The sequence below is a fragment of the Nostoc sp. UIC 10607 genome (assembly GCF_047228265.1).
In the GTDB taxonomy this organism is placed as follows: Bacteria; Cyanobacteriota; Cyanobacteriia; order Cyanobacteriales; family Nostocaceae; genus Nostoc; species Nostoc foliaceum_A.
This window is the reverse complement of sequence record NZ_JBIQNW010000002.1, coordinates 258,567-278,467: the sequence shown is the minus strand read 5'-3', so window position 1 is coordinate 278,467 and position 19,901 is coordinate 258,567. Positions and strand designations below refer to the sequence as shown.

The window sequence follows — 19,901 nt, the reverse complement described above, 5'->3', positions numbered from 1 at the left end:
GAGACTCAAAAGCTTCAGTAAAATCACTAGATTTTTAAATCTGGATCTTCAATTCAGTTTTTCCTTGGTTCCCATTTTGATTTGTATGTTTGCTCCAACTGCTGAAACAACCAGTTTTATTTAGTTGATAGCAACATATCCGCTAGAAATTTAGACCAGATACATGAAAAACCGTGCTTCTAGTGACAAAAATAATCAGTATTTCCATACTGAACATCTTAAAGCTGACCTAAAAGGGCGCTCTATTAGAGGTGGAGCAGTTACTATTGTTGCCCAAGGTTTAAAGTTTGGCTTGACTTTGGGCTCAAATGTAGTGTTAGCTCGATTATTAACACCACAAGATTATGGCTTGGTGGGTATGGTGACTGTAGTTACCGGTCTGGTCACCATATTCAAAGACTTGGGGTTGTCAACTGCAACTGTTCAGAAGGAAAAGATTAATCACGAGCAAGTTAGTACCCTATTTTGGGTGAATGTAGCACTAGGGATTGTAACTATGCTAGTTACAGTAGCGATCGCACCTGTAATCGCTTGGTTTTATAATGAACCACGCTTGCTCTGGATTACCCTAAGTTTAGCATCAGGATTTTTCATCAGTGGGTTAGGTGTTCAACACTCTGCTTTGCTCAATCGCCAGATGCAATACAAAGCGCTGACGATCAATGAGATTGTATCTGTAGGGATTGGCATTGGAAGTGCTATCATTGCTGCTTGGTTTGGTTTGGGCTATTGGGCGTTGGTAATTTTACCACTAGTAACGGGAATTGTTAGCACTGTCGGATTTTGGATTGTATGTAGTTGGCGTCCGAGTCTTCCTGTCAAACAATCAGGAGTGCGGTCTATGCTAGTTTTTGGTGGCAACCTAACTGGCTTTAATATTGTCAATTACTTTGCCCGTAACCTTGATAATTTACTTATCGGAAAAGTTTGGGGAGCACAACAGTTAGGTCTATATGCCAAAGCTTATCAATTGCTATTGTTGCCACTCCAACAAATTAATGCTCCATTTGAAAAGGTAGCTATACCAGCTTTGAGTAGATTAGTAGATTCACCAGAGCGCTATCGACAAGCATACCTGCGAATTCTAGAAAAGCTAACTATCATCACTGCTCCTTTAGTGGTATTCATGATTGCAACTTCCGACTGGATAGTGTTGTTGCTTCTAGGACCACAATGGACTGATGCCAGTCCAATATTTTCACTGCTCGGTATTATAGCTTTCACTCAGCCTGTTGCAAATACAACTGGTTGGCTTTTCATTACGCAAGGACGTACCAACCATATGTTCCAGTGGGGAATTATTGGCAGTACATTGTCGGTTGTAGCTATTGTTTTTGGTATACAGTGGGGAGCAGTCGGTGTAGCTGCCTCTTATTCAATCTCTGGTTTACTCATTCGTACACCCATCTTGTTCTGGTATGTTGGACGGTCTGGCTCAGTTAAAGCCGTAGACTTATATCGCACAATGGCACCATCTACCCTTGCATCTTTATGTGGTCTATTCGTCTTATTAATAACTCGTCAATGGGTAGGAATATTCCATCCGATAATTAGTCTTACCATAGCTTTTTTGATTAATATAGCGATAACTTTATTAGTTCTTATTGCTCTACCAGCAGGAAGAGCGGCACTTCAGGATTTCAAGAATTTAATACCATTCATTATCAAACGTAAAAAGGAAAATTCAGTATTATGACTACCATTAAAGAAGTTCTTCGTCCAGTTAAGCAAAAACTACAAAATGCAAATTTTTTATACACCCATAAATCTTTAATAAATCAACGCAAAATCATTTATGCTTTGACTCCTCCACCCTACTTAAAAAATATAGGAGATCATGCCCAGGTAGTTGCTATCAGGGTTTGGCTACAAAAGCACTTTCCTGAACTGCCTGTGATTGAGTTGGATAAAAACGAATCTCAAAAATTTATTCCAGCTTTGAAGCAATTGGTTCAACCAAATGATTTATTTTTTCTTCATAGTGGAGGCAATCTAGGCGATCGTGGTATTTGGTCTGAGAGTATTCGGCGTTTACTCATCAGTTCCTTCCCTCAGAACCAAATTGTTAGCCTACCACAAACAATTTACTTTAGTGATACTCCAACTGGCAGATCTGAGCGGGAGAATACACGCCAAATTTACGCTACTCACCCAAATCTCACAGTCATAGGTCGCGATCCGCAAAGTGGTGAGTTGGCTAAAGAGTTATTTCCAAAAGCCCAGACATTTTGTATGCCTGACTTCGTGCTTTCGTTACCTCCAAGGCAGTCAGATAGAAAGAATAACCCACCAAAGGTTCTTCTTTGTTTGCGGCTTGATGACGAATCTGCTTTAAATGCAGAGCAGCGAAAGGAAATAGCCGAAAAGCTGCCTTATGATTGCACCTACTTCGATACAACACTTGCAAACCCTATAAAAGTGAATGAAAGAAAAAACGTTTTAGAACGTACACTTGATTTATTTCAGGCTGCGGACGTTGTAGTAACTGATCGTTATCACGGCTTAATTTTTACAATTTTATGCCGAAAGCCATGTGTAGTATTACCAACGGTAGATCATAAATTGACTTCTGCAATGCACTGGTTTAAAGAAATTCCTTTCATAAAATTTGTACCGAATATTGATGTAATTCCCTCAGTGGTAGAAGAGTGTTTATCCGTTGAAAGTAGAGAAGTTACTGATTGGAATAAAACATATTTTGATACAATTCCTAAGACAATTAATGTTAAATGAAGTGAAGTCTTTAAGGAATTAAAGTTTTTTATTAGTCAATCTATCATAAATTGAAAAAGAAATGTCCAAAATACACCAAGATCAATCAGAAGAAGTATCTACTCTATTTAATACCGTAGTAACAGGTGGATATTGTATTGGTTGCGGAGCCTGTGCATCAGTGCAGGATTCACCAATTAATATGAAGTTGGATAAATATGGTCGTTTTTGTGCATCACTAGATCCTTCAAATAATAGTAAAACTTTTAATCCTTCTGTGCTAGCAGTGTGCCCATTTTCAGGGGTTAGTACCAACGAAGACCAAATAGGTCAAGAACTTTTTAGTGAAAATTGCCAGCATCATAGCCAGATTGGTTACTACTTGGCTAATTACGCTGGATTCGTGTCAGAGAAAGATTTTCGCAAGCATGGTAGTTCTGGTGGTATGGGTACATGGATTATTACTGAACTATTTAGCCAAGGTTTGATTGATGCTGTAATTCATGTGCATGGACAAAAACCATCAGAAACTGATCCAATGTTATTTCGTTTTGAAGTTTCAGATTCAATTGATAAAATCCGCGCTGGTGCAAAGTCTCGTTATTATCCAGTCGAAATGTCAGAAGTCTTAGATTTAGTGCGAAAACGCCCTGGCAGATACGCAATTGTTGGTGTTCCATGCTTTATTAAGGCAGTTCGTCTTTTAGCAAAACAAGATACTATTATCGGTGAACGCATTCAATTCTGTATAGGACTCGTATGTGGACACTTAAAAAGTACTCGATTTGCCGATATGTTTGGTTGGCAGTGTGGAGTGCAATCTGGTAATCTTCTTTCTATCAACTTCCGAAAGAAAATTCATAATCAAGATGCAAATCGCTATGGTATTGAGGTTGTAGGAAATCAGGATAACCAAGAAGTTAGCATTACGAAGTCAAATCATGATTTTTATGGTTATCTTTGGGGACATGGCTTTTTCAAGTATCAAGCTTGTGATTACTGTGATGATGTAATAGCCGAAACCGCAGATATCGTTGTTGGTGATGCTTGGTTACCTCAATATGTTAAAGATAGTAATGGTACTAATGTTGTTGTCGTCCGTAATCCATTAATTCAAGCTTTAATTGAAAGTGGCATATCTTCAGGAAGGCTAAATTTAGATTACATTAGCGCTGATGAGGTTGCAAAATCACAAGATGCTGGATTACGTCATAGACGCGATGGTTTAGCTTATCGTCTCTATTTGAAAGATAAAGCAGGTTCTTGGAGACCATTAAAACGCATTAAAGCGCAGTTTAATCATATAAACTTGAGGCAAAAAAAGATATATGAATTGAGGATATTGATGGCCAGCCAAAGCCATACTGCTTTTGAGAAAGCTATAGAAGTTGACAATTTTGATTATTTTAAAAGTTCTATGGATACTGTAATTAATAAATACAATCATTTATATAAAACACCATTTCTGAAATCCTTAACACTTGTTTTGAAAAAACTGATTAAATTAGTATTTTTGAGGTAATGTATTTTGCGAAAATGCCTGGCGTGTCATCTTGCAACCGAAGTATTATGGCTTGATAATTGAGGATCTTGATCTGATGAAAATAGCTTTTATTGTCGAACCTTTTCCAAAGGTATCTGAAACTTTTATACTTAACCAAATTACAGGTTTAATAGACCTTGGGCATGAGGTTGATATTTACGCAAGACATGTAGGGGATATTTCAAAAATACACCCTGACGTTGAAAAGTATCAGCTTCTTGAACGTACCTACTATTATAATAAGGGGCCTGACAATTATATTGTACGAATGATCAAAGCTTTGATCTGGTTAACAGCAAATTTCTCTAAACACTCTGTACCATTAATAGAATCACTAAATTTTTTCAAATATGGTAGCCGAGCTATTTCCTTAGAATTATTCTACGCGACGATTATACTGCTAAAGCACAAACAAAATTATGACATTATCCACTGTCACTTTGGCCCTTTCGGGCTAAAGGCAGTTTTATGGCGTCAAATTGGTGCCATTCAAGGAAAATTAATCACTGTATTTCATGGCTATGACATGACCACCTATTTAAGAAAAAATGGAGAGCAAGCATACGACCTATTATTCAATCTAGGTGATCTTTTTTTACCAATTAGTGAACATTGGAAACAACGATTAATAAAAATGGGATGTACTGGCAAAATAGCTGTACATCATATGGGAATTGATTGCCAAAGATTTGCCTTTGCTGTACGCAAACCTCGAGATGATGGTCAAGTTAATGTTGTCACAGTCGCTCGATTGGTTGAAAAAAAAGGTATAGAATACGGTATTCGTGCAGTTGCTAAATTGAGAGCTAACAATTTCAATATTCAATACACTATTGTAGGTGATGGCTCTATGAGGAAAAAATTACAGCGGTTAATCAAAAAATTAGGTGTTGGTGACGCTGTAAAACTACTAGGCTCACAACAGCAACAAGAAGTAATTGGAATTCTCAATAACTCACATATCTTTTTGGCTCCCAGTGTAACCAGTAAAATAGGTGACCAAGAAGGCATTCCTGTTGCGCTAATGGAGACAATGGCGATGGGTTTGCCAGTAGTAACCACCCAGCACAGTGGAATTCCAGAATTAGTTCAAGATGGTATTTCAGGATTTCTTGTGCCAGAGAGAGATGTGGACGCATTGACCGAGAAGTTGAGCTATTTAGTCAAACATCCAGAAGTATGGTCTAAAATGGGTGCAGCAGGTAGGAGCTTTGTAGAAAAACATTACAATATAAATATTTTAAATAATCAATTAGTGGAAATATATCAGAATTTATTAGACGACGAGTTCAGAGAAATAAAGGAGCAACAAAAAGTTTAAATTACTTGCAGTTTTGTTGATTCCTCTCCATCGTCTTGAAACATTTATCAAAAAATTTAATAATAAAAGCAGAAATTCCAGGGTAAAAAGCTCTTATATCTCTTATATCGAACTTCTGGCATAAACGTTGTGGAACAAGGGTGAAAGTACCCCACCAAAATCTATGATTTGGTGTTTGCAATTGGTGGAGGTTGAGGGCCAATACTATCGCTATCGCCCTTGACATCTCCTCTTGGGAGAAAACCGAAATGCCTCCCCTTGAGATAAAAGTCAAGATAAGTTAAAAAGTTTGACTTTTGGAGAGATTTCTAGTTATGAATTCTTCAACTTTAGGAAAAATTTTCTTGTGGTTAATCAGACCATTTAGTTTTGTGTTGGCAAAAATGGAATTTCTATCACCATTAATTGGTCGAAATCGAAGTAACCGTGTCTTTCCCATGCGGAATCCTATTCTGTGGCTAGTGCTGTTAACATCCCTGCTACTATCTGGCTGTGTTAAGTACGATGTGGGGCTTAACTTTGACAATTCAAATAGTGGCGAAATAGTACAGCATATTAAGCTAGGAGAGCGGCTAACTAGTTTTAGTGGCGATTATGTATATGAATGGTTAAATAGCATAGAGCGCCGCACCCGTAAACTTGAAGGTAAAACACAGCGAGTTTCCCAAGAAGAAATCATCGTCACAATTCCTTTTAGTAGTGGTAGGGAATTGCAAGAGAAGTTCAACGAATTTTTTAACTCCCGTGTTAATCAACCCTCTGAGTCTGTGCAGAGCGAATCTGGCTCAGAACTGCCGAAAATTGAATCAAATGTCCTCTTGGAGCAAAACAATTTTTTACTTTTAGTCCGAAATCGGTTGATTTATGATTTGGATTTGCGATCGCTGTCTCTAATTGCCAGCAAAGGTAATGTTCTGGCTAATGCTGGTTCAATTCTCGACTTGGACTTTAGCCTGAAGACTCCTTGGGGAGCCAAAAATATTCAACAAACTGAAACTGCCATTACCCCAGAAAAGAATGGCAATCAACTGGTGTGGAAACTCCAGCCTGGTGAGCTAAACCATATAGAAGCTGTTTTCTGGCTTCCTAGTCCCCTTGGTATTGGTGCTTTATTGATTATCCTGTTTGTCTGGGGTGGATTGTACTTGAGATACAATTTCATGCCAGATCCCAGAATTCAGTTTCCTCCCAAAGCAGCAGCTATTCAGGAACATTAGACTATTCACCTGTTGAATATTGTCAGTTAAGCCGATGGAGAATGCATCGGCTTTTTTACTTCACATTCAGACTGTTGTTCGCTGCCATACCAACGTTCAGCAAGTGCACTGAGTTGATGAAGGATTTCAATGAGTTCCTGACCACGTGCTGTAAGACCGTAAGTTACTTGGGGCGGAACAGTTGGTTCATACTGGCGATAAATAATTTCTGCTGCCTCAAGCATCCTCAGTCTTTCCGTCAGAACTTTGGTTGAGATGCCCTCGACTAGGTGCTTCAATGCACCAAAGCGAGTAGGCCCACTATTACACAATACCCACAATATGTACATTGTCCAGGGCCCTGATAGTAAAGACATCAGAATACTAACAGGGCAAGCATCAGGATTTTTAGAGACAGACATCGATAAGTTAGCTAAAATTTTCCAACAGTTACTTTATGGTAACTACTTTACTTTAGTAACTAGTTACTTTTAGTATCTGATGTAATGCTTTGAAATTTAGACTCAAAAACATTAAAAGCAGTAAATCCTAGCGAATCAGGAGATATTTGGTGGTAAACATTCTACATATTGATTCCAGCCCCCGTGCTGAACGATCGCACTCAAGAGAACTATCTAAGGAATTCGTCAGTAGTTGGAAAGCAGCGCATCCTGAAGACGCGATCGCCTATCGAGATTTAGGTCGTCACCCAGTTCCTCACGTTGATGAAGCTTGGATTGCAGCTGCATTTTCACCACCAGAAACCCATACTCCAGAATTAACTGAGGCAATCAGGATTTCTGATGAACTGATTGATGAGTTGTTGGCAGCCGATCGCTACGTCTTTGGAGTGCCAATGTATAACTTGAATATCCCTTCCACTTTTAAGGCTTACATCGACCAAATCGTTCGCGCTAACCGGACTTTTGCTATAGATGCTCAAGGCGGTTTTAAAGGGTTAGTTGAGGGTAAAAAGGCGCTGATCATTACAGCTCGCGGCGGTGACTTTAGTGCCACATCTCCTTTCGCTGCTTACGACTTCCAAGAACCCTATCTACGGACGATTTTTGCCTTTATTGGGATTACAGACATTCAATTTATTAACGCTAATAGCCTGAATGAAGGTGATGCCCGTACCCAATCTTTATCAGAAGCACGGGCAGCAATTCAAGATTTGATCACCCAGTGGTAATGTATTGAAATTTTACAGATGCTCTGATGTGGGGCATTGGGCATAGGAAAGAGACAAGGAAGGCAAGGAGAGGATGGAGGCAAGGAAGAAAGAAACTTGTTCAATAATTCTCCCTTGTCCCCCAGCCTGCGGGAAGCTAAAGCTACATTTCCCCTTGCTCTCTCATCTGTTCAGGGTGACAACCGCTCAATTTTCCAAGTGTCATTATCTAAACGCCTATAGAGTAAGCGATCGTGCAGACGGCTGGGGCGGCCTTGCCAAAACTCAATTTCTGTGGGGATCACTCGTAAGCCTCCCCAATGAGGCGGTCGGGGAATTTCCTGATTTTCATATTTGCTGTAGAACTCCTGTAAACGTCGCTCCAGGACTTCTCGGCTTTCTATCACCTCACTTTGATTAGATACCCACGCACCCAGGCGACTGTTGGCAGGGCGAGTATCAAAATACTGGTCGGACTCAGTTTCGGAAACTTTCTCTACATACCCACAAATCCGAACTTGACGTTCAAGTTCCGCCCACCAGAAGACTAAAGCCGCCAGAGGATTTTCTGCCAGTTCTTGTCCTTTGCGGCTGTTGTAGTTGGTGAAGAAAGCAAAGCCCCGTTCATCAAAATCTTTCAACAGCACCATTCTGGCTGAGGGCTTACCGTCTGGTGTAACGGTAGCAATGGTCATGGCATTGGGTTCAGGGAGTTGTGCTGCTAGAGCCTGATCGAACCATTTTCTAAATTGGATAAAAGGATTGAGGTCTACTTCGAGTTCGCTCAAACCTTCCAAGGTGTAGTCTTTGCGAAGGTCAGCTACAGTTTTGTCCATTTTGATTTACTTCCTGCGATCAGATACACTTATGCTTTTCTATATATACCGTTGTTAAAAAAATCTATGATAATTATCAGTGCCATCAGGAATTTTACAAATTGTCTCAGGAATATCTAAACTAGGTTGCATAAGATGCGCCGTTCGACCTCCCTCCAAAGCCTGTTAATTTATGGTCTGAGCGGTCCAATTATCGCTCTTAATGTCTGGCTACTGTCGGTGCTTTTTCGCTACTTCCAGCATCCGATTACCGTCTTGAGCATTGCGGCGATTCTGGCTTTTCTACTAAATTACCCGGTTAAGTTCTTTGAACGTGCTCGGATTACGCGTACTCAGGCGGTGATCATAGTTTTACTTGCAACATTAACTCTATTTGGGATTCTGGGCGTCACCCTAGTGCCGTTGATCATTGACCAAACAATCCAACTCTTAAATAAGATCCCTGATTGGTTAGGTGCCAGTCAAGCAAACCTAGAGCAATTTGAGATGCTGGCAAAACAACGACGTTTGCCGATTGATCTGAGAGTTGTAAGCAGTCAAATCAATGCCAACATTCAGAATCTGGTGCAACAGCTAGCTTCTGGTGCAGTGGGATTTGCTGGAACACTGCTATCAGGTTTACTTGACATAGTGTTAGTCATTGTGCTTGCATTCTATATGCTTTTATATGGCGATCGCGTCTGGTATGGTCTGGTCAATCTTTTACCCTCTAATATTGGAGACCCACTTACCGCATCCTTACGCCTAAATTTCCAGAACTTCTTCCTCAGCCAGTTGTTGCTAGGACTTTTCATGGTGCTAGCCCTGACACCAATTTTCTTAGTGATGAAGGTGCCCTTTGCCCTGTTGTTTGCCATATTAATCGGTATCTCAGAACTAATTCCCTTTATTGGGGCATCTCTTGGCATTGGTCTGGTGACGATTTTAGTACTGCTGCAAAATTGGTGGTTAGCAGTTCAAGTCGCCATAGCGGCAATTCTTATGCAGCAGCTTAAAGATAACCTGTTAGCTCCCAGGTTACTCGGCAACTTTATTGGATTGAATCCTATCTGGATTTTTGTTGCTATTTTGATGGGATTTGAGATTGCTGGATTATTGGGGACGCTTGTTGCTGTTCCCATTGCTGGTACTATTAAAGGCACTTTTGATGCGATCAAGAGCGGCAAGCCGAGTGACTTTGTATCAACTGTCATTATGACTCATGACTCGCCCCCCGATTAAGACGGCAGAGGGGTATGCCCAATGCCCAAGGTCAAAAGTTGCACAATCTGATCTCACAATTCACAATGGTGATTGATTACAAATTTCAGGGGATACCGCCAGCAGGCAATTCCTAAATAAAAGAAGCGCAAGGGAATTCATAAAGTACACGCTTTGCCAATAGTCAATGAGTTTACTGTTGAATTTATGATCTTTTAATTCTCATTAATTAACTTAGAACCTGTTGATGGAAGCTTCCGAGCTATTAGAAACAATCACACTCCTGATTTACCAAGCGGAACAGGGAGAAATTGACCCTTGGGATGTCCAAGTGATTGAGGTGATTGACCGTTACTTAGAACTGATGGCACCAGAGGCAATAGGAAGAGGTTATGAAGCTGACTTGTCCCAATCTGGACAGGCATTTTTGTCAGCATCAATGCTGGTATTGTTCAAAGCAAATACGTTGATGCAGTTGTCAACAGTCGGAGATGTCCAAGATGGTGTAGTAGATGATACCCTACTGGAAGATGAAGACGGAATATCACATCACGGTCATCGTCTACCATTAGAACGGCAATTGCGTCGTCGTCCAGCGGCAATGCCGCCACCAAAGCGCCGAGTGACTCTGCAAGAGTTAATCAAGCAATTGCAGATTATGGCGAACCAGCTAAAACTAGTAGAAAAAGTCAGCAAACCTATCCGTCCCAGACGTCTGCCTAGCGTCCAAAGTATGCGGGAGGCGCTGGAGTTAGCTCACCAGGAAAATCTGACGGAAGTGGCTGGGGAACTGGAGCAGGTGTTGAATATATCGGCAAGGGAGCTAAATTCAGAACAAAATTGGTTGAATTTAGAACAACTTGTAGAGTTATGGACTCAGACAAAGCAACCATACCAAAATGGGTCTGGACATGAGTCTAAACACAGCCATTTAGTTAGCGTTTTTTGGGCCCTACTATTGCTCTCGGCTCAATCGAAAGTAGAGCTATTTCAAGAGGAGTTTTACCATGAGATTAAAATTCGCCTGCTTACAGATTCAGCTAACACTGACAAACCTTTTGAGCAGTCAATGAACTAAAAAAGCGCAAAATAGCCCTACAGATAATTTACAGATTTTTGATTCAGTCCCAAAATCCGAGTAAATTGAAAAGATAAGCGATCGCTTGTCATCTAAGTATACCTATGGTTGCAATAACCACTAAATTCCTGTTATCCCTGTTTTGAGGATGACTTAGAGCAGAAATAAAAACTGATGATTAAGTATCACTCGATGAAAGTAAACTGGCTTGTGGTTGAGGAATAAATTTTTATGAAAGCGATGATTCTCGCGGCTGGCAAGGGTACTCGCGTGCGTCCGATTACCTATACAATTCCTAAACCAATGATTCCCATCCTGCAAAAGCCAGTGATGGAGTTCTTGCTGGAACTGTTACGCCAACATGGATTTGACCAGATTATGGTCAACGTTAGTCATTTGGCTGAGGAAATAGAAAACTATTTCCGTGATGGTCAGCGGTTTGGGGTGCAGATTGCCTATTCCTTTGAAGGGAAAATTGATGATGAAGGTAAACTGGAGGGAGAAGCAATAGGTTCAGCTGGAGGGATGCGGCGCATCCAAGACTTCTCACCGTTTTTTGATGATACCTTTGTGGTGTTGTGCGGTGATGCTTTGATTGACCTGGATTTAACTGCGGCGGTTAAATGGCATAGAGCTAAAGGGTCGATCGCTACTATTATTACGAAATCTGTCCCCAAGGAAGAAGTTTCTAGCTACGGTGTGGTTGTCACTGACGAGGATGGTCGTGTCAAAGCTTTCCAAGAAAAACCTTCAACTGAAGAAGCCCTCAGCACCAATATCAACACAGGTATTTACATATTTGAGCCAGAGGTTTTTAACTACATCCCCTCTGATGTGGAATATGACATTGGTAGCCAATTATTTCCCAAATTGGTAGAAATCAAAGCTCCCTTCTATGCCATCCCTATGGACTTTGAATGGGTAGATATTGGTAAAGTCCCAGACTATTGGCGGGCGATTCGCGGTGTACTGCTGGGTGAAATCAAAAATGTGCAAATTCCCGGTCATGAAGTCGCCCCTGGCATTTACACTGGCTTAAATGTCGCCGTAAATTGGGACAAGGTGGATATTACAGGTCCAGTTTATATTGGCGGCATGACGAGAATAGAAGACGGAGCTAAAATTGTCGGCCCAGCGATGATTGGCCCCAATTGTTGGATATGTAGTGGTGCAACAGTCGAAAACAGCGTGATTTTTGAATGGTCGCGGCTAGGCCCTGGAGTCCGGTTAGTCGATAAGCTGGTGTTTGGACGTTATTGCGTGGATAAAACTGGCGCTGCAATCGATGTTCAAGCCGCTGCTTTAGACTGGCTGATTACCGATGCCCGTCAGACACCACCATCCCATACCCCTGTTGAACGACAAGCAATAGAGGAATTGTTGGGGACAAACGCAAGTTAAAGTTAGAAGTTAGAAGTTAGAAGTTAGGAGTTAGAAGTTTGGAGTTATTATTTTGTGTTTTCCTCTTCACTTCTAACTCTTAACTTTATTCCTAACTCTTCACTCCTAACTCCTAACTATTTAGATACGTATATCTTCTGAGACTCTGCTCGTAGGTTTGCAGCAATCGCTGAGATTCCGCTAGGGTGATGCGCTTCTCTTCTAATGCTTTCTCGCAGCGCTGGCGAATGTTTTCCACCATATCTTCGGAGTCATACTGGACGTAGCTCACCACTTCGCTCATGGTGTCGCCTTTGACAACGTGTTCAATCTGGTAACCTTTAGGCGTTAATTGGATGTGAACGGCGTTAGTATCCCCAAATAGGTTGTGCAAATTGCCCATGATTTCCTGGTAAGCTCCATTCAAGAACATTCCCAAATAATAGGGTTCTCCGGGCTTGTAGGTGTGTAGTTCTAAAACCGACTTGACATCGCGCAAGTCTATAAAGCGGTCGATTTTACCATCACTGTCGCAGGTGAGGTCTGCCAAAATTCCCCGCCGCGTTGGTTCTTCATCCAAGCGGTGGATTGGCATGATTGGGAATAGCTGATCGATCGCCCAGCAATCTGGTGCTGATTGAAACACTGACATGTTGACGTAGTAGATGGAAGCCATAATTTTCTCTAGGTCTTCCAATTCATCGGGTACGTATTCTTGCTGTCTAGTGATGTCTAGAATTTTCTGACAACAAGCCCAGTAGAGGCGTTCGGCTTTGGCTCGTTCTCTGAGACGTAAAATTCCTAAGTTGAAGCGACTGATAGCTTCTTCTTTGAATTGTGCCGCATCGTGGTAGAACTCTTGATAGTTTTCTTTGTTGATCGATTGGTAAGTTTCCCACAGGTAATTGATAATCGGGGATTCTCCCTCTTGTGGAGGTTCTGGTGAATCCAGGGGTACATCGCTAGTACTAAGAACGTCGAAAATCAGCACCGACTGATGAGAAGCGATCGCTCGTCCACTTTCGCTAATCAGTGTTGGTACGGGAATCTGGCGCTCGGCACAGGTATCTTTTAACTCTGCCACGATGTCGTTGGCATAGTTCTGCATGTTGTAATTTTTTGATGCATAAAAGTTGGTTTGGGAGCCATCGTAATCTACGCCCAAGCCACCACCAACATCAAGATATTTCATATCTGCCCCCAGCATTGCCAATTCCACATAAATGCGGCTGGCTTCTTGGATAGCATCTTTAATCACATTAATGGCAGAGATTTGTGAGCCGATGTGGAAGTGCATCAACTGCAAAGAATCGAGCAGGTTAGCTTCCCGTAACTTGTCAACAGCCTCGATTACTTCAGGCATTGTCAAACCAAATTTAGCGCGATCGCCACTAGAGGCTCCCCAACGTCCCATGCCTTGGGTACTGAGTTTAGCACGAACACCTAATATTGGCTTAATACCTAACTGGCGATTGGCATCAATCACCAAATCAACCTCTTCAATCTGTTCTAAGACGATGATTGGTGTTTGCCCTAGTCTTTGGGCTAACATTGCCGTTTCGATATATTCTCGGTCTTTGTAGCCGTTGCAAACTAACAATGCTCCTGGTGTATCCAGGACAGCCAGAGCAATCATTAATTCTGGCTTGGAACCGGCTTCTAAACCAAATTGATGGGGTTTGCCAAATTTCACTAAATCCTCAATCAAATGCCTCTCTTGATTGCACTTGACGGGAAACACACCACGGTAGACACCAGGGTAGTTGTAGCGGGCGATCGCTTTGGCAAAACAAGCATTCAACCGCTCAATCCGGTCTTCCAAAATATCAGAAAAGCGAATCAACATGGGAAGTCCCAAGTTGCGCTGTTTCATGGCATTGACCAATTCAAACAAGTCGAGAGATCCCCCGCGATCGCCCTTGGGTGCCACGGTCACGTGACCAGCAGCGCTAATGGAAAAATAAGGTTGTCCCCAACCCTCAATTCGGTATAAGGCTTCACTATCCTCAATTTTCCAGGAGCGAGGTAAATCTCCTGCGGTAGGACTAGGTGGTAACAGCTTTTTTTGCTTATGATTTTTCACTTCTTTGTGTCCATTGGACGGTACTTGTACCACCTCGTCAGATGTAGCAGTTGAATCAACACCCATTTCTTCCTAACCTCTGTTTTTCACCCACGAATTAACAATTTAACGCATTCATTTGGGAACGTATATGCACCCAATGATAATTTCTGAGATAAACTCTGATTGGTCAAGAGTAATGTGTCAATAGTCATTAGTCATTGGTTATTAGTCATTAGTGGCAAATCCTTGAACAAATGACAGGCGAACAGAACTTCTCCTAAAGGAGACGCTACGCCAACGGGGACAATTGACCAGATAAAAAATTCATTAAGTTTTTGGAGATAGCTTTGGAACGCACATTCTTAGCAATTAAGCCAGATGGAGTACAACGGGGATTAGTGGGGGAAATTATCCGTCGCTTTGAAACTAAAGGTTTTACCCTAGTTGGTTTAAAGTTTCTGAAAGTCAGTCGGGAATTGGCTGAACAACACTATGATGTTCACCGAGAACGTCCTTTTTTTGGTGGTTTAGTCGAATTTATCACTTCTAGCCCAGTGGTAGCGATGGTATGGGAAGGTGATGGCGTTGTTGCATCTGCCAGAAAGATTATTGGTGCTACGAACCCCTTAACAGCAGAGCCAGGAACGATTCGCGGCGATTTTGGACTGAATATTGGTCGCAACTTGATCCACGGTTCTGATGCTCAAGAAACCGCGCAACGGGAAATAGCCCTATGGTTTAAGGATGAAGAATTAGTAAATTGGCAACCACACTTAACGCCTTGGTTGCGCGAGTAATAGAGAGTTAGGAGTTAGGAGTTAAGAGTTAGGAGTTAAGAGTTAGGAGTTAAGAGTTAGGAGTTAAGAGTTAGGAGTTGGGAGTTAAAAGTTGGGAGTTGGGAGTTAGGAGTTAAAAATTTATAATTAATAATTCCTCACTCCTCACTCCTAACTCTCCCTCCCTCCTCACTTACTTAGAGACTTCGCTCTTTTCTGGTTCTACTTGGGGCAATTCAGTGCTAACACGCTTGGAAAATCCCCAGCCTAAAATCAAGAAGATCGCAGTAATCATGATCCATTCTGGTGGAACTAAATTATCGTTCACCACTTTCAACAACAGGCGCAAGCCCACGAACGCTACAGTTATATAGCCTGCGTCTTCTAGGTTTTCATATTCGTCTAACCAACGGATAAACAATCCCGCCATGAATCGCAGCGTGATAATACCAATTGTTGCACCCGTCAGCACCAGCCATTTTTCTTGAGAAACTGCGATCGCAGTTGTCACGCTATCCAAAGAAAATGCCAAATCTGTAAATGCAATCACAGGTATCGCTTGCAACAATGAATTAAACCGCGGCCCGTGATGGTGATCGTCTTTAGTTTCTTCCGAGGTAAAGTGTTGGAATACCAACCACAGCAGATAAGCAGCGCCCAATAATTCAAATTGCCAGAATTGTTGTACCCAAGTGGCAGTGAGAATCAGGGTGATTCGCAGCACATAGGCAGCAACTAAACCAAAGTTGAGTGCTTTACGCTCAAGTTCTTCCTCTTCCAGTCCCCGAGCGATCGCAGCCAGGGCGATCGCATTGTCGGCAGATAACAGCGCCTCTAAAAGCACCAGGATCAGCAGAACTATAAGGGCTTCAAGGCTGAAATGAAAGTCGAGGTAATCAAAAATTCGGTCTAGCATTCCGGGTTTCTCAAGCAGAAAAAATTAAAATTTGACAAGAACAGAGATTTATATATTAAAAAGCGCAATAAATTGTCACTCTAATTCAGCTTAACGTGGTTGTGGTGCATTTTGAAGAGGGTTGAATGTATGCGATTACAGTGGGAGTGGGGTAATTTGCGTATAAGTCAATACATCCAAAGTTTTAACATCTAGCTTAGTGCGATCGCAATGGACTGTTGTCAGTTCGCATCTAGAATTAAAAGATGACAACAAAAATAAGGTAAGAGTTTATGGATAACACACTTCTACAACGCATCACTCATAATCCAAATATCTGCCACGGTAAACCCTGCATTCGAGGACTTCGTTATCCAGTTGAGTTTATTTTGGAACTGCTCAGTTCTGGCATGACTACTGAAGAAATATTGGCAGATTATGACGATTTAGAATCTAAAGATATTTTGGCTGTCTTGTTATTTGCCGCTCGACTCAGCCAAGTCAAAAGCATTCATCGAATTGCCTCATGAAATTTCTTGTCGATGCTCAGTTACCAGTTCGTCTTGCCCGTTTTCTCAAAACTTCAGGTTATGACACGATCCACACCAGAGACTTACCACGAGAAAATGCTACGCCAGATAATGAGATTAATGCCGTATCAATTCAACAAAATCGAATTTTAATTACCAAAGATGTGGATTTTGTCAGCTCTTTTTTAACAGTTTAGGAACCTTATAAACTACTTTTAATCACGACAGGGAATATCAATAACTCAGAATTGGAATCCCTATTTATAGCTAACTTCCAATCTGTAGTTGAATTGTTTAAGCAGCATTCCTATATTGAAATAAATCGAGACACCATTATTGTGCATCAGTAGTCTCTATAAAATTTCTAACATCACACATAGACTCGATGTTGGCGTTCCAGATATTCAATTTCTCTTTTCCACCGCCCAAGCCTGTTTTCTCGCTGTTGTAATTGATCTGCTGTCGGGTTTCTGTAAGGTTCAGTACCTGGATTTGGGTTAATTCCCTTATTTGCAAGCCATTGGCGGCAAAAGAATTGCCAAAGAAATTCATGATCGTGCTTATCGCCACCCAGACAACGAATCCGCTTGACTGAAAGTGTGGATTCACCAAAAAGGATTTGCTCATTTCTGGAATTTTTCGGAAACAGGCGCGTCTCACTACCTCTTCCACGAAAGAATTCGACTACAAACCACTCACCAAAATCGAATATACAAACTTCTGTTGGGTCGCTACCATCATCCTCTAATAGATCAACATCTCCTTGGATTTGATACCCTATGGCAATTTGTGATGTCTTGGGTAACAAGATGCGAAGCCGTTCAAAGCGGTTACTGTAATTAGCCCAAAAATCCCTGCGACTACATAGCCGATTTGACTCGAAGTTTTCTAAATCCAGCTTGTTCAATATGAGATTTACTAGCTTTTGGAAATCACCATAATTGATACCTCCAATCCACTCTCTAAGTTTTTGCCTTGCTGGATCTGAAAGTTTATACCAATTTTCACCATTTCTATAGTTATGTCTCAACCAATCAACCAGTAAAGAATGATTGCTTGCTATATCATTGGAAACATTAGTTAGCAAATGATTAACAGCTTTTATTTGCTGACTCTCTGACATTTCATCCAAACAACTTAACAACCATCTTACTTGCTGCTGACTTGGAGAGCGAATTGTAGTAAAATAGGGCGTTATGTCTTCTATAAATTTGCTAAATAATGGAATCCAAACAGGCAAATATTCTCGGATTTTGTTTAGAAATTCAGTTCGATTAATACGCTGTTCACAAGCAATTTTTGCTAATTCTCTACCAGCTTGTTTACTGCGAAGCGCCCGAATAATTTGAACTGGTAGCAAGTGATTAACTAAGTCAGAATTAGCAAAGATATCAAAAGATTCTCCTAGAGACTGTGCTAACACCTGTTCTTGATGACCACTATAATAAAGAGCTAAACGCCACAATAGCTGATGTTGCAACCATGAGTTATAAATTGCTACCTTCCAAATAGCTGCTGATGTTTTCCCGGATTTGTCAATATTTTGCTGATCCCACTGTGCTTTAGCATGAATGCAGTAAACCCAGTCCAACTTACTTACTTGATCATCTTTACCTTGTTCAATAGCTTCTAATATTTTATCAACACTTGGTATTGATATTGTTGCATCTGGTAAGTTACTTGCAAGCTGAATAAGTTGATTAGGACTACACTTGGAAGTTTCAGGTAGGGAAGGAATAGAAAACTGATAATTCAAATTTGTAGCTCCTTTAGATAGAGGTTTTTACGATATCTTTTTTTAACTCATCACTGCGAAACTGAAAGCGGAAAACTACCTTGCGATCGCCTGGATTATCACGTTTATTTTCAGATTCAATTTCTCCACGACCAGCAGCTAATATTTTCTGGCTTAAAGGTGCTTTGGTAGAGAAATTCATCTCATAAAAAATGTAGTTATAAACTGATGATGAGCGCAACAAGCTTAGTTTTAAATTAGTTTTATCGTCTCCATCTGAGCTAGTGTGACCTTCTATAACTACGCGGCTAATTTCCTGCTCAAATTCTCGTTTTGAGAAAATAACCCCACTATAAACAGGAATAAAGCGGCGTAGGAAGGCTTTACCTTCTGGTTTAAGTTCTGTACTCCCCTTGGCAAAAAGAATTGATTCTTGGATACTGACATCCCCAGTTTCCGGGTTTACTTTGACATTGATATTGTTGCTTTTCATCTGTCCCACAACATTACCAATTACTACTCGTTTTGGTACATCCTTTTGTGCAAGCTGGAGTAGGGCAGTGATAAATAGCAAAGCAAAAAACATTAGTAACCCAGACATCAGATCGCCAATAGACAGATAGATACTAGAGTCATCATCCTCTATAATCTCTGCATCAATTTCACCTCTGATAAAATCATCCATGATTGCTTCCACCATTACCAAATTGGCGGTTATCATGTGCAGCTACTAGAACTTTTGCTGTCTCTAGCAAACCTCCGCAAACTCTAGCCATAGAAGTATCTGCTTGTTGGAAAAAGCTTAACTGTGAGTCAACAGTCCTTTGCATAGAAACTTCAAGATGACCTTGCCAAGCCTGAAGGCTATCGTCAAATTTTCGATTCAAATTTCTATATGAATTGTCCACAATTTGCACTTGTTCGCCAATATCACGAGCAAATTCTTGTAGTTGCATTAGTCGTTGTGCATCGTTTAATCCAGCCGCACTAACTAATCTGTTAATTTGTTCTACAGACACCTGAATTTTAGTCATACTTTTATCTACTTCTTGAGTCAATTCACTACGCCTTTGAGATTCTTCTCGGAAGACTTTATCAAGATTGTTCACAACCCCAGATAATCCATCTCGTTGTTTGCCTAGTGTCCCCTCAAGTAAGTTGTTTTGTTGTTGAAAGAATGTCTGTAAATTTGTTTGATATTCTTCTCTAAATCTTGTCAAATCATCTTCTACTGTATGGCGAGTTGCTGTGAGTGTCGCATCAATATTTACTAAAGTAGCCAGAAGATTATCCTTCGCATCATTCATCAATCCAGAGGCTTGATTACCCACTGTTTGTAGAGTATTAGTTTGTTCATGAAAGGTTTTATTTGCTTGGGTGAGAATTTGGATAATTCCAGTCCGAGTAGCTTGAAGCATCTCCTTTTCCACAGATGCGCGTTCTTGTAGCGCTGTCTGAAGTTC

Annotated in this window: 18 protein-coding genes and 1 pseudogene; 12 read left to right on the top strand and 7 right to left on the bottom strand. The window is 41.0% G+C overall.

The genetic code is table 11. The features are described from left to right. Nucleotides 1-163 precede the first annotated feature (163 nt). The 5 genes from ACEYW6_RS03370 to ACEYW6_RS03350 all read left to right on the top strand — a co-directional run bounded on the left by ACEYW6_RS03370 (nt 164) and on the right by ACEYW6_RS03350 (nt 6,793). On the top strand, nt 164-1,696 hold the full coding sequence (locus ACEYW6_RS03370) for a lipopolysaccharide biosynthesis protein (protein WP_412978616.1): 1,533 nt from the start codon (nt 164-166) through the stop codon (nt 1,694-1,696). Beyond that, entirely contained in the window at nt 1,693-2,733 is a 1,041-nt protein-coding gene (locus tag ACEYW6_RS03365) for a polysaccharide pyruvyl transferase family protein (RefSeq protein WP_412978615.1), read from the top strand. The genes ACEYW6_RS03370 and ACEYW6_RS03365 overlap by 4 nt, the downstream gene beginning before the upstream one ends. A 61-nt stretch (nt 2,734-2,794) precedes the next feature. Next, complete coding sequence (locus ACEYW6_RS03360; protein WP_412978614.1) at nt 2,795-4,234, top strand: Coenzyme F420 hydrogenase/dehydrogenase, beta subunit C-terminal domain; 1,440 nt, start codon at nt 2,795-2,797, stop codon at nt 4,232-4,234. 76 nt (nt 4,235-4,310) lie between these two features. Further along, entirely contained in the window at nt 4,311-5,576 is a 1,266-nt protein-coding gene (locus ACEYW6_RS03355; RefSeq protein ID WP_412978613.1) for a glycosyltransferase, read from the top strand. A 314-nt stretch (nt 5,577-5,890) separates the two neighbouring features. Continuing rightward, on the top strand, nt 5,891-6,793 hold the full coding sequence (locus ACEYW6_RS03350; protein WP_412978612.1) for a DUF3153 domain-containing protein: 903 nt from the start codon (nt 5,891-5,893) through the stop codon (nt 6,791-6,793). Between the two features lie 26 nt (nt 6,794-6,819). Here the strand turns inward: ACEYW6_RS03350 and ACEYW6_RS03345 are convergent, their stop codons facing one another. Continuing rightward, nucleotides 6,820-7,194 (bottom strand): winged helix-turn-helix transcriptional regulator, encoded by a 375-nt coding sequence (locus ACEYW6_RS03345; protein ID WP_412978611.1) that lies wholly within the window; start codon nt 7,192-7,194, stop codon nt 6,820-6,822. A 149-nt stretch (nt 7,195-7,343) separates the two neighbouring features. On the opposite strand from ACEYW6_RS03345, the gene ACEYW6_RS03340 reads away from it, so the two are divergent. Next, nucleotides 7,344-7,964, top strand: coding sequence for an FMN-dependent NADH-azoreductase (locus ACEYW6_RS03340; RefSeq protein WP_196512442.1), 621 nt, complete (start codon nt 7,344-7,346; stop codon nt 7,962-7,964). Nucleotides 7,965-8,134: 170 nt separating this feature from the next. On the opposite strand, the gene pdxH is transcribed toward ACEYW6_RS03340, so the two are convergent. Then, nucleotides 8,135-8,779: a pyridoxamine 5'-phosphate oxidase gene (pdxH, locus tag ACEYW6_RS03335; protein ID WP_190895047.1), complete on the bottom strand. Its 645-nt coding sequence runs from the start codon at nt 8,777-8,779 to the stop codon at nt 8,135-8,137. A gap of 135 nt (nt 8,780-8,914) precedes the next feature. On the opposite strand from pdxH, the gene ACEYW6_RS03330 reads away from it, so the two are divergent. The 3 genes from ACEYW6_RS03330 to ACEYW6_RS03320 all read left to right on the top strand — a co-directional run bounded on the left by ACEYW6_RS03330 (nt 8,915) and on the right by ACEYW6_RS03320 (nt 12,458). Next, nucleotides 8,915-10,000 carry an AI-2E family transporter gene (locus ACEYW6_RS03330; RefSeq protein WP_190895048.1) on the top strand — a complete coding sequence of 362 codons (1,086 nt, stop codon included), beginning with the start codon at nt 8,915-8,917 and terminating at the stop codon, nt 9,998-10,000. A 226-nt stretch (nt 10,001-10,226) separates the two neighbouring features. Then, complete coding sequence (locus ACEYW6_RS03325) at nt 10,227-11,057, top strand: segregation/condensation protein A (protein WP_412978610.1); 831 nt, start codon at nt 10,227-10,229, stop codon at nt 11,055-11,057. Nucleotides 11,058-11,288: 231 nt separating this feature from the next. After that, nucleotides 11,289-12,458: a sugar phosphate nucleotidyltransferase gene (locus tag ACEYW6_RS03320; RefSeq protein ID WP_190895050.1), complete on the top strand. Its 1,170-nt coding sequence runs from the start codon at nt 11,289-11,291 to the stop codon at nt 12,456-12,458. A 112-nt stretch (nt 12,459-12,570) separates the two neighbouring features. On the opposite strand, the gene speA is transcribed toward ACEYW6_RS03320, so the two are convergent. Continuing rightward, nucleotides 12,571-14,586 carry a biosynthetic arginine decarboxylase gene (speA, locus tag ACEYW6_RS03315; protein WP_190895051.1) on the bottom strand — a complete coding sequence of 672 codons (2,016 nt, stop codon included), beginning with the start codon at nt 14,584-14,586 and terminating at the stop codon, nt 12,571-12,573. 263 nt (nt 14,587-14,849) lie between these two features. Here speA and ndk point away from each other — a divergent pair, with 263 nt between their 5' ends. Further along, entirely contained in the window at nt 14,850-15,299 is a 450-nt protein-coding gene (ndk, locus tag ACEYW6_RS03310) for a nucleoside-diphosphate kinase (RefSeq protein WP_190895052.1), read from the top strand. A 172-nt stretch (nt 15,300-15,471) separates the two neighbouring features. On the opposite strand, the gene ACEYW6_RS03305 is transcribed toward ndk, so the two are convergent. Continuing rightward, nucleotides 15,472-16,194, bottom strand: coding sequence for a TerC family protein (locus tag ACEYW6_RS03305; RefSeq protein WP_412978609.1), 723 nt, complete (start codon nt 16,192-16,194; stop codon nt 15,472-15,474). 272 nt (nt 16,195-16,466) lie between these two features. Here ACEYW6_RS03305 and ACEYW6_RS03300 point away from each other — a divergent pair, with 272 nt between their 5' ends. Both ACEYW6_RS03300 and ACEYW6_RS03295 read left to right on the top strand, forming a co-directional pair. Further along, nucleotides 16,467-16,703 carry a DUF433 domain-containing protein gene (locus ACEYW6_RS03300; protein ID WP_069068569.1) on the top strand — a complete coding sequence of 79 codons (237 nt, stop codon included), beginning with the start codon at nt 16,467-16,469 and terminating at the stop codon, nt 16,701-16,703. Continuing rightward, nucleotides 16,700-16,900 carry a DUF5615 family PIN-like protein gene (locus ACEYW6_RS03295; protein ID WP_412978608.1) on the top strand — a complete coding sequence of 67 codons (201 nt, stop codon included), beginning with the start codon at nt 16,700-16,702 and terminating at the stop codon, nt 16,898-16,900. The genes ACEYW6_RS03300 and ACEYW6_RS03295 overlap by 4 nt, the downstream gene beginning before the upstream one ends. Nucleotides 16,901-17,073: 173 nt before the next feature. On the opposite strand, the gene ACEYW6_RS03290 is transcribed toward ACEYW6_RS03295, so the two are convergent. From ACEYW6_RS03290 to ACEYW6_RS03280, 3 genes and pseudogenes are all read right to left on the bottom strand, one after another. Beyond that, nucleotides 17,074-18,459, bottom strand: a complete 1,386-nt coding sequence (locus ACEYW6_RS03290) for an EH signature domain-containing protein (RefSeq protein WP_412978607.1) — start codon at nt 18,457-18,459, stop codon at nt 17,074-17,076. 13 nt (nt 18,460-18,472) lie between these two features. Then, entirely contained in the window at nt 18,473-19,159 is a 687-nt protein-coding gene (locus ACEYW6_RS03285; RefSeq protein ID WP_412978606.1) for an OmpA family protein, read from the bottom strand. Further along, nucleotides 19,116-19,901 (bottom strand): annotated as a pseudogene (locus ACEYW6_RS03280) (hypothetical protein); the annotation flags it as partial. The gene ACEYW6_RS03285 and the pseudogene ACEYW6_RS03280, both read right to left, overlap by 44 nt.

What these genes read in the sequence shown, in the direction of transcription:
- ACEYW6_RS03370 (WP_412978616.1), top strand. Translation starts at nt 164, where the DNA reads ATGAAAAACCGTGCTTCTAGTGACAAAAATAATCAGTATTTCCATACT.
- ACEYW6_RS03365 (WP_412978615.1), top strand. Translation starts at nt 1,693, where the DNA reads ATGACTACCATTAAAGAAGTTCTTCGTCCAGTTAAGCAAAAACTACAA.
- ACEYW6_RS03360 (WP_412978614.1), top strand. Translation starts at nt 2,795, where the DNA reads ATGTCCAAAATACACCAAGATCAATCAGAAGAAGTATCTACTCTATTT.
- ACEYW6_RS03355 (WP_412978613.1), top strand. Translation starts at nt 4,311, where the DNA reads ATGAAAATAGCTTTTATTGTCGAACCTTTTCCAAAGGTATCTGAAACT.
- ACEYW6_RS03350 (WP_412978612.1), top strand. Translation starts at nt 5,891, where the DNA reads ATGAATTCTTCAACTTTAGGAAAAATTTTCTTGTGGTTAATCAGACCA.
- ACEYW6_RS03345 (WP_412978611.1), bottom strand. Translation starts at nt 7,194, where the DNA reads ATGTCTGTCTCTAAAAATCCTGATGCTTGCCCTGTTAGTATTCTGATG.
- pdxH (WP_190895047.1), bottom strand. Translation starts at nt 8,779, where the DNA reads ATGGACAAAACTGTAGCTGACCTTCGCAAAGACTACACCTTGGAAGGT.
- ACEYW6_RS03330 (WP_190895048.1), top strand. Translation starts at nt 8,915, where the DNA reads ATGCGCCGTTCGACCTCCCTCCAAAGCCTGTTAATTTATGGTCTGAGC.
- ACEYW6_RS03325 (WP_412978610.1), top strand. Translation starts at nt 10,227, where the DNA reads ATGGAAGCTTCCGAGCTATTAGAAACAATCACACTCCTGATTTACCAA.
- ACEYW6_RS03320 (WP_190895050.1), top strand. Translation starts at nt 11,289, where the DNA reads ATGAAAGCGATGATTCTCGCGGCTGGCAAGGGTACTCGCGTGCGTCCG.
- speA (WP_190895051.1), bottom strand. Translation starts at nt 14,586, where the DNA reads ATGGGTGTTGATTCAACTGCTACATCTGACGAGGTGGTACAAGTACCG.
- ACEYW6_RS03305 (WP_412978609.1), bottom strand. Translation starts at nt 16,194, where the DNA reads ATGCTAGACCGAATTTTTGATTACCTCGACTTTCATTTCAGCCTTGAA.
- ACEYW6_RS03300 (WP_069068569.1), top strand. Translation starts at nt 16,467, where the DNA reads ATGGATAACACACTTCTACAACGCATCACTCATAATCCAAATATCTGC.
- ACEYW6_RS03295 (WP_412978608.1), top strand. Translation starts at nt 16,700, where the DNA reads ATGAAATTTCTTGTCGATGCTCAGTTACCAGTTCGTCTTGCCCGTTTT.
- ACEYW6_RS03285 (WP_412978606.1), bottom strand. Translation starts at nt 19,159, where the DNA reads ATGATAACCGCCAATTTGGTAATGGTGGAAGCAATCATGGATGATTTT.